The organism is Polaromonas jejuensis NBRC 106434, assembly GCF_001598235.1.
GTDB lineage: Bacteria > Pseudomonadota > Gammaproteobacteria > Burkholderiales > Burkholderiaceae_C > Polaromonas > Polaromonas jejuensis.
The window spans coordinates 100,476-113,030 of record NZ_BCYO01000003.1 but is presented as its reverse complement, the minus strand read 5'-3'; the positions used below and the strand labels follow the sequence as shown (position 1 = coordinate 113,030).

The 12,555-nt window shown below is 64.5% G+C and carries 10 protein-coding genes; 7 read left to right on the top strand and 3 right to left on the bottom strand.

Annotation, left to right across the window (positions count from 1 at the left end; all coding sequences use genetic code 11):
* Positions 1-8 precede the first annotated feature (8 nt).
* Positions 9-749, top strand: coding sequence for a tRNA (guanosine(46)-N7)-methyltransferase TrmB (trmB, locus tag PJE01S_RS05065; RefSeq protein ID WP_068832080.1), 741 nt, complete (start codon positions 9-11; stop codon positions 747-749).
* A 207-nt stretch (positions 750-956) separates the two neighbouring features.
* Positions 957-1,835 (top strand): RluA family pseudouridine synthase, encoded by an 879-nt coding sequence (locus PJE01S_RS05060; RefSeq protein WP_245660619.1) that lies wholly within the window; start codon positions 957-959, stop codon positions 1,833-1,835.
* 97 nt (positions 1,836-1,932) lie between these two features.
* Here the strand turns inward: PJE01S_RS05060 and PJE01S_RS05055 are convergent, their stop codons facing one another.
* Together PJE01S_RS05055 and PJE01S_RS05050 are read right to left on the bottom strand one after the other, a co-directional pair.
* Entirely contained in the window at positions 1,933-3,045 is a 1,113-nt protein-coding gene (locus PJE01S_RS05055) for a transglutaminase-like domain-containing protein (protein ID WP_068832078.1), read from the bottom strand.
* Between the two features lie 178 nt (positions 3,046-3,223).
* Positions 3,224-3,778, bottom strand: coding sequence for a TlpA family protein disulfide reductase (locus tag PJE01S_RS05050; protein WP_068832077.1), 555 nt, complete (start codon positions 3,776-3,778; stop codon positions 3,224-3,226).
* Between the two features lie 213 nt (positions 3,779-3,991).
* Between PJE01S_RS05050 and egtD the strand changes: the two genes are divergently transcribed.
* Positions 3,992-5,017 carry an L-histidine N(alpha)-methyltransferase gene (gene egtD, locus PJE01S_RS05045; protein WP_068832076.1) on the top strand — a complete coding sequence of 342 codons (1,026 nt, stop codon included), beginning with the start codon at positions 3,992-3,994 and terminating at the stop codon, positions 5,015-5,017.
* Positions 5,018-5,113: 96 nt separating this feature from the next.
* On the opposite strand, the gene alaS is transcribed toward egtD, so the two are convergent.
* Positions 5,114-7,750, bottom strand: coding sequence for an alanine--tRNA ligase (gene alaS / locus PJE01S_RS05040; protein WP_068832075.1), 2,637 nt, complete (start codon positions 7,748-7,750; stop codon positions 5,114-5,116).
* Between the two features lie 251 nt (positions 7,751-8,001).
* Between alaS and PJE01S_RS05035 the strand changes: the two genes are divergently transcribed.
* The 4 genes from PJE01S_RS05035 (at position 8,002) to PJE01S_RS05020 (ending at position 12,554) form a co-directional block, all read left to right on the top strand.
* On the top strand, positions 8,002-9,480 hold the full coding sequence (locus tag PJE01S_RS05035; RefSeq protein WP_068832074.1) for an NAD-dependent succinate-semialdehyde dehydrogenase: 1,479 nt from the start codon (positions 8,002-8,004) through the stop codon (positions 9,478-9,480).
* A gap of 20 nt (positions 9,481-9,500) precedes the next feature.
* Positions 9,501-10,202 carry a response regulator gene (locus PJE01S_RS05030; RefSeq protein WP_068832073.1) on the top strand — a complete coding sequence of 234 codons (702 nt, stop codon included), beginning with the start codon at positions 9,501-9,503 and terminating at the stop codon, positions 10,200-10,202.
* Entirely contained in the window at positions 10,186-11,775 is a 1,590-nt protein-coding gene (locus PJE01S_RS05025; protein ID WP_157090236.1) for an ATP-binding protein, read from the top strand. The genes PJE01S_RS05030 and PJE01S_RS05025 overlap by 17 nt, the downstream gene beginning before the upstream one ends.
* Positions 11,776-12,125: 350 nt before the next feature.
* Positions 12,126-12,554, top strand: coding sequence for a tripartite tricarboxylate transporter TctB family protein (locus PJE01S_RS05020; protein ID WP_068832071.1), 429 nt, complete (start codon positions 12,126-12,128; stop codon positions 12,552-12,554).
* Position 12,555 lies beyond the last annotated feature (1 nt).

Here is a 12,555-nt window from a genome sequence, read left to right as displayed (position 1 = left end):
ATCGGGGGGTGATTGACACCCCCTCCTCCCACCCGCCCGCCGCCCCCGGGGCCGCGCCCGCTGACGCAAGTCAGCCCCGCAACATCCGCAGTTTTGTGCGGCGCACCGGCCGCACCACCGTCGGCCAGGCCAAGGCCTTTGCCGATGTCGGCCCCAAGTTTTTGCGGCCCTATACCGGGGCCCCCATGGACTTCGCTGCGACTTACGAGCGCAGCGCGCCCACCATTCTGGAAATCGGTTTTGGCATGGGCGAGGCCACGGCGCATATCGCCGCGCTGATGCCCGAGAAAAACTTCCTCTGCTGCGAAGTGCACACGCCCGGCGTGGGCGCGCTGCTCAAGCGCATTGACGAGCAGTCGCTGACCAACATCCGCATCCTGCAGCACGACGCGGTGGAAGTGATCGACAACATGCTGCCGCTGGGCAGCGTGGACGGCGCGCACATCTTCTTTCCCGACCCCTGGCACAAGAAGAAACACAACAAGCGCCGGCTGATTCAGGCTCCGCTGATTGCCAAGCTCGCCGCCCGCCTCAAGCCTGGCGGCTACCTGCATTGCGCCACCGACTGGCAGCCCTATGCCGAGCAGATTCTCGAAGTCCTGAGCGCCGAAGCCTTGTTGCGCAACACGGCGGATGCGTCAAATGGCGGCTATGCCCCCAAACCCGACTACCGCCCCTTGACCAAGTTTGAAAACCGCGGCATCAAGCTGGGCCACGGCGTGTGGGATGTGGTGTTCACGCGTGTGTGAATCGTTTAAGCAACAAGCAACGCAGGATCGCCCGACCGCCGGGCCGCCCCAGGACAAATTAGCCCCCGAGGGGCTGGAGCCTGCGGCTCCCAACCTGCTTGAGCAGGTTGGGACAGGCGACAGAGGCGAAGCGTCTCGCGAGCTGCGGCCTGCAAGGCCTCGCGCAGCACACGCAGTGGCAAGCGTGGGGGCCAAGTGACTCACGGCTTGCCGACCCGCGCCGGCGTCAGCCCCAGCTGCGTCGGTTTGCCTGCAGGCCACTGGCCGACCATCACGGATTTTTTGATCGAACGCTTCCCCGCCATCTCGCGCGAGGTCTGGCTGCAGCGCATGCAGGACGGCCTGGTGGTTGATGAATTTGGCGCTGCCGTCACGCCAGCGCGCGCCTACCGCGGCCACATGCGTCTTTACTACTACCGCGCCCTGGACGACGAGCCGCGCATTCCATTTGAGGCCACGGTGCTGTTTCAGGACGAGCATTTGATCGTGGCCGACAAGCCGCACTTCCTGCCCGTCACGCCCTCGGGCCATTACCTGCAGGAGACGCTGCTGGTGCGGCTCAAAAATCAACTGGACATGGACGACCTGATCCCCGTTCACCGGATTGACCGTGAAACCGCGGGGCTGGTGCTGTTGTCGGTGCGCCGCTCGGAACGTGATGCCTATCAGTCGCTGTTCAGGCAGCGCGAGGTGCAAAAGCATTACCAGGCGATTGCCCCCTGGCGCGACGATTTGCACTTTCCGCTGGTGCGCAAAAGCCGGATTGAGGAAGACGAACCCTTCTTCCGGCAACGCGAAGTGCCTGGCGAGCCCAACAGCGAAACCCATATCGAGGTGCTGGAGGTCAAGGGCGACAGGGCGCGCTACGCCTTGAGCCCCGTCACCGGCAAAAAGCACCAGCTGCGCGTGCACATGAATGCGCTGGGCCTGCCTTTGCTCAATGACCGGATCTACCCCCCCGTGGCCGTGACGCCGGATGACGATTACCGTTATCCGCTGCAGTTGCTGGCCAAATCAATGGCGTTTACCGACCCGCTCACGGGACAGCCCCGGCAGTTTGAAAGCCGGTTCAGTTTGAAATTTTGACCATGGGCAAAGCAATTTCCCGCCGGGCCGCCCCAAGGGAAACTAGCCCACCGGGGGGGCAGCGCAGCAAACGCGGTGGCAAGCGTGGGGGCCAGTTCTAGGCCTTGATTTCCCTGGCCGTGATCTGGTACTTGAAGTCGTCAGGGGCGTAGGAGTCAAAACGCCCGGCTGCATTCTCGGCAATGGGGTACATGAAGAAACCGAGCTTTTCGCCCTTGGCGTTGGGCAAGGCCACGTCGTGCGCCGTGTTGTAGGCCATCCAGTTGCCTTCCCAGCCGCCAAACAGCGCCTTGTTCACGGGTGCCACCACCGGGTTGGTGGTGTTCTTGATCCAGTCGGCGGTTTCCAGGCGCATGACCTTGGCCACGTCGGCCGGGTCCATGGCCACCCAGCCATAGCCCTTGAGGTAGACCTCGGAGCGGCAGTGCTGCGCGCCCTTGAGGCTGGCGGGGTTGCCCGACAGCTCCTTGTAGCCAAAGGCCGAAGGCACCAGGCGGATGCCGTACACATCGCGTGCCGGCACGCCCACGGAGCGGCACAGGCCGACGAACAGCGCATTCAGGTCGGCGCACTTGCCGCCCAGGTTGCCGGTTTCCAGCATGGTCTTGATGTCGCCTTCGCCGCAGCCGCGCACCTTGGGTTCGCGGTAGGTGTTGGCCACGATCCAGTCGTAAAGCTTCTGGGCTTTTTCCACATCAGTCCTGGCGCCCTGGGTGGCTGCCAGCGCGGTCTTGCGCACAATGCCATCGGTCGGGATCAGGGTGGTGGCGCGGGTGTAAAAACGCAACGTGTCGGTCGACTCTGCGGCGGCGTTCTTTTGCGACCAGTCCAGCGCGCGGCCTTGTGTCTGCACGCGGCTGGTCAACTCGACGTAAGGCCTGGCTTCGTTCGCGGCGAACTCCACGCAAAGCATCTTCGCGCCTTCCAGGCCGTCCTGCGCGAACCTGGCCGTGCCATTGCTGGAAAAGCCGCTTTCCAGCGAGCGCTGGTAGTCGCTGTCCACCGAAGGAATCGGCAACCAGACCCGGGTCACGCCCTCGGGCTTGACGATGTCCACGCGGGTGGTCACCTCAAACGTGCGCCAGGCGCCGCTTTGCGGTGCGAAGTTGCGGCGGTCAGGCGCCACCTGGGCGAAGTTCAAGGATGGCAATGCTGCAGCCACAGCAGCAGCCGCGGTGGTTTTGAGGAAGGAACGGCGTACGGTGGTCATGAAGACGGCTCCGAAGAGAGGATGGGTGAGAGGGTCACAGGCATCGGGGCAGGTAAAGGTGCCCCGAGATGTGGTGGCCGGTCTGGGCCGGAGGCTGAAACAGCCTTCGGCACGGTGAGCGACCCCGCAATTATCGCCGAGCAGATTTGGCGGACCGGGCGGCAGTACTAATCCTGGTTCAGGGCTTGAGCAGGCCGGCAATCAGCTTTTCGGCCGCAGGGCTGGTCCAGTCGACCTCGCCCTGCACGCGCTGGCGCGGCTGGCCGTGGCTGTCCAGCGTCAAGGTGGTGGGGAACACCTTCACGCCCCATTGCCGGGCCTGCTGGCCGTTGATGTCGAGCAACACAGGCAGGGTGACGCCGGTACTTTGGGCAAACCGGATCGCGCGGGCGGGCTGCTCCTTGAAGTTGATGGCCAGCACCAGCAGCTTGTCGGGGCCGTACAGGTCGGCCACCTGCTGCAGCGTGGGCATTTCGGCGCGGCAGGGCTCGCACCAGCTGGCCCAGAAATTGAGCAGCACGGCCCGGCCGCGCAGATCGGCCAGGCGCCAGGTCTTGCCCGTGGTGTCCAGCAGCGCAAAAGCCGACATCGGCCCCGTCCATTTGGAAACCTCATAGGCCGGTCCGGTCAAGCCTTGCGCGCCGGCCTGCGGCAACACGCCAGAACTGGCGGCGGCCAGCGCAGCCTGAAGGACGTGGCGGCGGGACAAGGACTTGGCGGGATGGAGAAACATGGCAAAAAATGGGTAGAGGATTTGGCAAGTAATACAAAAACGGCAGGCGCCCGGCAGCGCAACGTCGGCGCCAAGCGTAACAAAGCCCGGACGCCCACCGGCCGCCAGGGTCTTGTGGCGCGCCTGCGGGGCTCAAAGCGCTTCAGTCCTACACGCGCAGCGCCCAAATGGCTTTTAAATCCATGCTTGTCACCACCGCAGCCAAAGCCGATTTTGGACCACCCACCCCGCATTTCAGGCCTCGCGCGCGCCCTGCCGCCGGCTTCGCCGCAGTTCATCCATCTCCATGGCGAAGCCTTGCCGCGGCCATCGCACAGCACCGTGCAGGAGTTGGCCGCGGGGCTTGGCGCCGCCGCCGCCAGCGTATCGCCCAAATTTTTTTACAACGCCCTGGGGTCCAGGCTGTTTGACGCCATCACGGTACTGGACGAGTACTACCCCACCCGCATAGAGGCCGGCATTTTTGAGGCATCCCATGCGCAGATTGCCGCCACCCTCGCGGAGATCGGCATCCAAAACCCGTGCTTGATTGACCTGGGCGCCGGCAACTGCGCCAAGGCCATGGCCTTGATTCCCCATTTGCAGCCACGCCAGTACGTGCCGGTCGATATTTCGGTGGACTTCCTGAAGGGTGCCGCCGAGCAGGTGCAACACCGTTTTCCTGCGCTCGAGATTGTGGCCCTGGGCATGGACTTTTCTGCGGGCCTGCAGCTGCCCGACCAGGTGCAAGCCCATGACAGGATTTTTTTCTACCCCGGCTCCAGCCTGGGCAACTTTCAGCCCGAGCAGGCCTTGCAGTTTTTGCAGCACATCGCCGACCCTACCCAGGGCAAGGCACGCGGCCTGCTGCTGGGCATTGACCTGCTCAAGGACACGGCCACGCTGGAAGCCGCTTACGACGATGCGCTGGGCGTGACCGCCGCCTTCAACAAAAACCTGCTGCTGAACGTCAATGCACTGCTGCAGTCAGATTTTGATGTGCGCCAGTGGCGCCATGTGGCCTTGTTCAACACCTCACACTCACGCATCGAAATGCATCTGGAGGCCAGGTGCGCGCTGACGGTGAGCTGGCCCGGCCACGAGCGCCGCTTCAGCGCCGGTGAGCGCATTCACACCGAAAACTCCTACAAGTACACGCTTGAGGGCATGACCCGATTGCTCAAGGCCGCCGGATTCGCCCGGACCGGCTACTGGACCGACCCCGCCCGGCAGTTTGCGGTATTCCTGGCCATGGTTTAGCGGCAGGCTAATTTTCCCAATGAAAACAGCCGCCAGCCCAATGTGGGCGGGCGCAAGAAGCTATCAATTAAATAGCAATCCGCCCGCCCCACCGGCTCAGACGCGCTCGACCACCCAGGCCTGCACCGATTTCAGGGCGCTATTCAGGTTGGATGCATCGGTGCCGCCGGCCATGGCCATGTCGGCCTTGCCGCCGCCCTTGCCGCCCACCTGCTGGGCCACAAAGTTGACGAGCTCGCCGGCCTTGACCTTGCCCACGGCATCCAGCGTCACGCCCGCGGCGAGCTGCACCTTGCCGCCGTCCACGGCCGCCAGCACGATCACGGCGGTTTTCAGCTTGTCCTTGAGCTTGTCCATGGTCTCGCGCAGCGTCTTGGCGTCCGCGCCTTCCAGGCGCGCGGCCAGCACCTTCAGACCCTTGACGTCCACCGCCTGCGTCATCAGATCGTCACCTTGCGAGGAGGCCAGCTTGCCTTTGAGGGCCGTGACTTCCTTTTCCAGCAACTTGACCTGCTCCAGCACCTGGCCGATACGCTGCTGCAATTCGGACGGGCTGGCCTTGAGCGAGCCGGCCGCGGCTTGCACCGCCGACTCCAGCGACTGCAGGTAAGCCAGGGCATTTTCGCCCGTGACGGCTTCCACGCGGCGCACGCCGGCGGCGACGCCGCTCTCGGCCACGATCTTGAACAGGCCGATGTCACCGGTGCGGCCCACATGGGTGCCGCCGCAGAGTTCCTTGCTCGAGCCTATGCTGAGCACGCGCACGGTTTCGCCGTACTTTTCGCCGAACAGCATCATGGCGCCGGTCTTTTGGGCGGCCTCCATGTCCATCACGCTGGCGTCGGTGGCCAGGTTGGACAGGATTTCGGCATTGACGCGGGCTTCGATCTCGCGGATCTGCGCGTCGGTGACCGGTGCGTTGTGCGCAAAGTCGAAACGGGTGCGCTCGGCGTTGACCAGGCTGCCCTTTTGCTGCACATGCTCGCCCAGCACTTCGCGCAGCGCCTTGTGCATGAGGTGGGTCGCCGAATGGTTGCGCATGGTGGCGGCGCGCACGGCCATGTTGACGCGCGCGCTGACATGGTCGCCCACGTTCAGCGTGCCCTGCGCCACCGTGCCATGGTGACCGTAGACATCGGCCTTGATCTTGAGCGTGTCGCCCACGGCAAAGTGCGCCGAGCCGCTGACCAGTTCGCCCTCGTCGCCGACCTGACCGCCGCTTTCAGCGTAGAACGGCGTCGTGTCCAGCACCACCACCCCGTTTTGACCGGCTGTCAGCGCTGCAACCGGCGCACCGTCTGCGTAAAGCGCTACGATTTTTGCAGTCTCTTCAAGATGCTCATAACCGGTAAAGGTGTTGCCGCTGCCGGTGTATTCCAGCGCGCGGTCCATCTTGAACTTGCCGGCCGCGCGGGCCTGGGCCCTCTGCTTGTCCATGGCGGCGCCAAAGCCGACCTCGTCAATGCCCACGCCACGCTCGCGGCACACGTCGGCGGAGAGGTCCAGCGGGAAGCCGTAGGTGTCATGCAGCTTGAAGGCGACCTCGCCCGGCAGCACCTGGGTGCCGTCGGCCAGCGCCGTGTCCAGAATCTGCATGCCGATTTCCAGGGTTTCAAAGAAGCGCTCTTCCTCGGCCTTGAGCACGGAGGTAATGCGCTGCTCGTCAGTCTTGAGCTTGGGATAGGCGTCGCCCATCAGCTTGACCAGGTCGGCCACCAGCTTGTGGAAGAAAGGTGTCTTCTTGCCCAGCTTGTAGCCGTGGCGGATGGCGCGGCGGATGATGCGGCGCTGCACATAGCCGCGGCCTTCGTTGGACGGGTTCACGCCGTCGCTCACCAGGAAGGCGGTGGCGCGGATGTGGTCGGCAATCACGCGCAGCGACTTGTTGCCCAGATCCTGCTCGCCGGTTTCGCGGGCGGCGGCCTTGATCAGTGCGTCGAAGATATCGATTTCGTAGTTGCTGTGCACATGCTGCAGGATGGCGGCCAGGCGCTCCAGGCCCATGCCGGTGTCCACGCAGGGGGCGGGCAGCGGCTTGACCGAGCCGTCGGGCTGCATGTCGAACTGCATGAACACGTTGTTCCAGATCTCGATGTAGCGGTCGCCGTCCTGCTCGGGCGAGCCCGGGGGGCCGCCGGCGATCTCGGGGCCGTGGTCATAGAAGATTTCAGAGCACGGGCCGCAGGGGCCGGTATCGGCCATCATCCAGAAGTTGTCGCTGGCGTACTTGGCGCCCTTGTTGTCGCCAATGCGCACCACGCGCTCGGGCGGCAGGCCGATTTCCTTTGTCCAGATGTCGTAGGCCTCGTCATCGTCGATGTAGACCGTGGCCCAGAGCTTGTCGGCCGGCAGCTTGTAGACCTCGGTCAGCAGTTCCCAGGCCCACTGCAGCGACTCGCGCTTGAAGTAGTCGCCAAAGCTCCAGTTGCCCAGCATCTCGAAAAAGGTGTGGTGGCGCGCGGTGTAGCCCACGTTTTCCAGGTCGTTGTGCTTGCCGCCGGCGCGCAGGCAGGCCTGCACCGAGGCCGCACGCACATAGGGGCGCTTGTCGGTGCCGAGGAACACGTCCTTGAACTGGACCATGCCCGAGTTGGTGAACATCAGCGTCGGGTCATTGCCCGGCACCAGCGAGCTGGACGGCACCACGGTGTGCCCCTTGGACGCGAAAAAGTCAAGAAAGGTCTTGCGGATGTCGGCGACGGTGAAGGTGACCGTGGAGGTGGGATTGCTCATGTTTTGCCAGTTGAGGCGGACTGTTGCCCTGACAAGTCAGTGCCGCAAACCGCACGAGGTGCTTTAAAAGAGGGTAAAAGGCCTATGGAACCCGAATAGAGACCCGATTTGCCCGAATCGTCGATTATAAGTTTGCACAGTACCAGGTGGCAGCACGTTTGAAGCCAAGGCGCTATGCTTGAAGGCTGTCATTTACCATCGGCGCCCAGCCGTATCCGCCAAACCGGACAGACCCAGAAAGAGAGACCCGCATGGACATGAAGACCTCCCCGATTTCGCTGCTGAAAGACCCCAGCCTTTTCAAAACCGACGCCCTGATCAACGGCCAATGGGTCGCCGGCACCGCCCGCTTTGACGTGAACGACCCCGCCACCGGCCGCAAACTGGCCGATGTGGCCAATCTCGGCGCCAAAGACGCCGAAACGGCCATTGCCGCGGCCAACGCCGCCTGGCCCGCCTGGCGCAGCAAGACCGGCAAGGAGCGCCACGCCATCCTGATGAAGTGGTACCAGCTGCTGATGGCCAACCAGGAGGACCTGGGCCGCATCATGACGGCCGAACAGGGCAAACCTTTTGCCGAGGCCAAGGGCGAAGTGGCCTATGGCGCCAGTTTTGTCGAGTGGTTTGCCGAGGAAGCCAAGCGCGTCAATGGCGAGACCCTGGCCCAGTTCGACAACAACCGCCGCCTGATGGTCATCAAGCAGCCGATAGGCGTGTGCGCCGCCATCACGCCCTGGAATTTCCCGCTGGCCATGATTACCCGCAAGGTGGCGCCGGCCCTGGCCGCTGGCTGCCCGGTGGTCATCAAGCCGGCCGAGCTCACCCCGCTGACCGCCCTGGCGGTTGCCGAGCTGGCGGTGCGCGCCGGCATTCCCGCAGGTGTGCTTAACGTGCTGACCGCCGACAGCAGCAACTCGATCGCCGTAGGCAAGGTCTTCTGCGCCAGCGACGTGGTGCGCCACATCAGCTTCACCGGCTCCACCGAAGTCGGCCGCATCCTGATGGCGCAAAGCGCGCCGTCGGTCAAGAAGCTGTCGCTGGAGCTGGGCGGCAACGCCCCCTTCATCGTGTTTGACGATGCCGACATCGACTCGGCCGTGGAAGGCGCCATGGCCAGCAAGTACCGCAACGCCGGCCAGACCTGCGTCTGCGCCAACCGCATTTATGTGCAGGACGGTGTCTACGACCAGTTTGTGGCCAAATTCGCGGCCAAGGTCAAGCTGCTGAAGGTCGGCAACGGCTTTGAAGACGGCGTGGCGCAAGGCCCGCTGATCGAAGACGCCGCCGTGGAAAAAGTGCAGCGCCATGTGGCCGATGCCATTGCCAAGGGCGGCAGGCTGCAGGTCGGTGGCCACAAGCTGCAAGGCCAGTTCTTTGAGCCCACGGTGATTTCGGAAGCCACGGGCGACATGCTGTGCGCCAAAGAAGAAACCTTCGGCCCGTTTGCCCCGGTGTTCCGCTTCAAGGCCGAGCAGGAAGCCATTGATGCCGCCAACAACACCGAGTTTGGCCTGGCCAGCTACTTCTACAGCCGCGACATAGGCCGCATTTACCGCGTGGCCGAAGCGCTGGAATACGGCATGGTCGGCATCAACGCCGGCGTGATTGCCACCGAGCATGTGCCTTTTGGCGGCGTCAAGCAATCCGGCCTGGGCCGCGAAGGCTCCAGCCACGGCATGGAAGAGTACGTTGAAATGAAATACCTCTGCCTGGGTGATATCCAGAAATAAACGCTCCGGAGATTTTCTACATGCGTATCTTGTTGGTGGAAGATGAGCGCGACATGGCCTCATGGCTGTTGCGCGCGTTGAAACAAAACGGCTTCGTGCCGGATCACGCCCCCGATGCCGGCACGGCCGAAGGCTTCCTGGCCGGCGACACCGAATACGATGCGGTGGTGCTGGACCTGGGCTTGCCCGACAGGCACGGGCTGACCGTGCTCTCGGCCATGCGCGACCGGGGTGACCCCACGCCGGTGCTGGTGCTGACGGCGCAGGGCGCGCTGCCCGACCGGGTGCGCGGGCTCAACCTGGGCGCCGACGACTTCCTGGCCAAGCCCTTCGCCATCGAGGAACTCGAGGCCCGGCTCGCGGCACTGGTTCGCCGCAGCCATGGACGCCGGCATCCGCGGCTGCAATGCGCATCGCTCGCCTACGACAACGACAGCCACTCCTTCACATTGGGCGGCACGCTGCTGCAGCTCACGCCGCGCGAGCATGCGGCGCTCACGGCGCTGCTGATGCGCGCTGGCGCCCCGGTAGGCAAGTCACAGCTCTATGGCAAGGTTTTCCCGCGCGACAGCAATGCCGGACCCGACGCCATTGAGCTGGTGCTGCACCGCCTGCGGCGCAAGCTGGCGGACAGCGACGTTCGCGTCGTCACAGTGCGCGGCCTGGGTTACATGCTCGAAGCTATCGCGCATGCCGATGCGGCCGATGCACCCGACGCCTGACCGGGTGTCGGGACGGCGCCGCTGGCTGGGCATCCGGGCGCAGCTGCTGGCCTTGATTCTGCCCGGCGTCGCCCTGATGCTGGCCATCGACAGCTGGAGCGACCACCACGCGCGCACCAGCACCCTCGAAAGCGCCTACGACGAAGCCCTGCTGGAGCCGCTCTCAGTTCTGAACGACAGCGTGCACATTGACGCGAACGGCGAAGTCACCCTGGCGATGCCCTTTGCGGTGCAGGCCATGTTCGACTCGCTCCGGGCGCACCACAAACACCTGCACGTGGGCCTGGCCCCGCTGGATACCGGCGCCGCCGCCCCACCCGCGGAGCGCACGCTGATGGGGGTGAGCGACCTGCCGGCTCCGCCTCCGGGCGCCGAGGCGACCCCACCACCGCCCAGTTTCGGTGGCGCAGACGGAGGCCATATCGCCTTCTACACGGCCACCTATCACGGCTATCCGATACGGGTGGCCACGCTGCAGCGCGAATTGAGGGGCGCCGCGGGCCGGCGCTACCGCCTGCAGGTGCAGGCGGCCGAAAGCACGGACCGGCGTGCCGACGCACGGCAGGCCTCGCTGCGCCGTGAGCTCCAGCAGGACCTGCGCATGCTGGCGGTGACGGCGCTGCTGGTCTGGCTGGGCATCGCGTGGGCGCTGCGGCCGCTCAAGCGCCTGCGCGCGTCGCTGCGCGAGCGGCCCGCGCATGACCTGCAACCCCTGGATGCGAGCGGTGTGCCTTACGAGGTGGCGCCGCTGGTGGACGCGGTGAACATCCATATCGCCGACCACCGGCAGATGCTGGCCGAACAGGGCCGCTTCCTGGCCGACGCGTCGCATCAATTGCGCACGCCACTGGCCATCATGATGACCCAGGCCGGTTACGCCTTGCGCGAGCGGGACCCGCAACTCTTGCGCGAGACCCTGCGCGCCATCATCTCCCAACTCGATCGCAGCCGGCGCCTGACCGACCAGTTGCTGGCCATGGCGCACGCCAGCCGTGCGGCCGACGATGCGGAACCCCCGCCGCGGGTCGACCTGAATGCGGTGGCACGCGAGGTGGTCCTGCAGTACCTGCCGCTTGCCCACGCGAAAAACCAGGACCTGGGCTGGATGGACATCCGCGGCGAGGACATCCCGGACTCTGCGGACCCCGGGATGCCGGCCGCCCCGGTGCGCGCGCAGGCGGCGGAGCTGCACGAGGCGCTGGCCAACCTGCTGCATAACGCGATTCGCCATACGCCTGCCGGCGGCAGCATCACCGTAGCGGTGCGCATCGAAGGCGACGTCGCGCTTGCCGAAGTGGCCGACGGCGGCCCGGGCATTGCGCCGGAGCGACGCGAGGCGGTGTTCGAACGCTTCGGGCGCGGCAACGCAGCGGATGCGGCAGAGACGGCAGAGACGGCGGGAATGGCCGGCGGTGCCGGGCTGGGCCTGGCGATCGCACGCGCCTATGCCCGGCGCAATGGCGGCGATATCGAGCTTGCAGACTTCGCTGCCAACAGCACGGGCGCGGCCTCAAGAACCACCGGCTTGCGTGCCATCCTGCGCCTGCCTCTGGCATCCGACCGCCAGGGCTGAGCGCACACGGCTGAACCGCTGAAGACAGCCTCACTGGGTGCCGCCCGGTAACACACAGCACCTGCGCGCAGCAGCCACAGACCTGCTTGCAAAGCCAGGGCAAGCTGCAGGATGACCGCCTGCGGCACTGTCACTTCCCCCGTTAGTGATAACACGTATTTTGAGGCCGAGCGCGAAAAACGAAAGCCAATTGGAAGCATCACTCCCTAACATCCCCTCCAGCCCGAACGCCTCGCCGGCTGCGTAATTGTATGACCGGAAGGCGCGAGACAAAACCACAAGGAGACCCGGATGACCCACCCCCTGTTAATAAATAACGCCGTACCGGCGCAGCCCTGGAGACGCCTCACATGAACTTTAATAACCGGAATTTCGTCAGGGGCCTGTGTCTCATTGCGATCGCCCTGCTTTTTGGCCTGGTGTCGCTGAATTACTCGATAGGTGAATTAAGCAGGTCAGGGCCCGGGCTGTTTCCCCTGATGATTAGCTCCTGTCTCTTTGTGATCGGCCTGCTCTCGGTGGTGCGTTCGCACTTCGTCGACCCCGTACCCCTGGACTACAGCGTCAAAAACATCACCCTAATTCTGCTGAGCCTTGTCGGGTTTGCGGCGATCTCCCTGTACATCAACATGATCCTGGCCATCATATTTCTGGTGTTTTGCTCCACGCTTGCCGGTACCTCGTATTCCGTGGTGCGCAACATCAAGATCTCGCTTGGCCTGATCGCCGTGGCCTTTGCCTTTAAACACCTGCTCGGCCTTAGCCTGCCCTTGTACTGAT

Coding starts and splice junctions, on each gene's coding strand:
- PJE01S_RS05035 (WP_068832074.1), top strand. CDS start 8,002: ATGGACATGAAGACCTCCCCGATTTCGCTGCTGAAAGACCCCAGCCTT.
- alaS (WP_068832075.1), bottom strand. CDS start 7,750: ATGAGCAATCCCACCTCCACGGTCACCTTCACCGTCGCCGACATCCGC.
- PJE01S_RS05025 (WP_157090236.1), top strand. CDS start 10,186: ATGCACCCGACGCCTGACCGGGTGTCGGGACGGCGCCGCTGGCTGGGC.
- PJE01S_RS05030 (WP_068832073.1), top strand. CDS start 9,501: ATGCGTATCTTGTTGGTGGAAGATGAGCGCGACATGGCCTCATGGCTG.
- PJE01S_RS05050 (WP_068832077.1), bottom strand. CDS start 3,778: ATGTTTCTCCATCCCGCCAAGTCCTTGTCCCGCCGCCACGTCCTTCAG.
- PJE01S_RS05020 (WP_068832071.1), top strand. CDS start 12,126: ATGAACTTTAATAACCGGAATTTCGTCAGGGGCCTGTGTCTCATTGCG.
- PJE01S_RS05055 (WP_068832078.1), bottom strand. CDS start 3,045: ATGACCACCGTACGCCGTTCCTTCCTCAAAACCACCGCGGCTGCTGCT.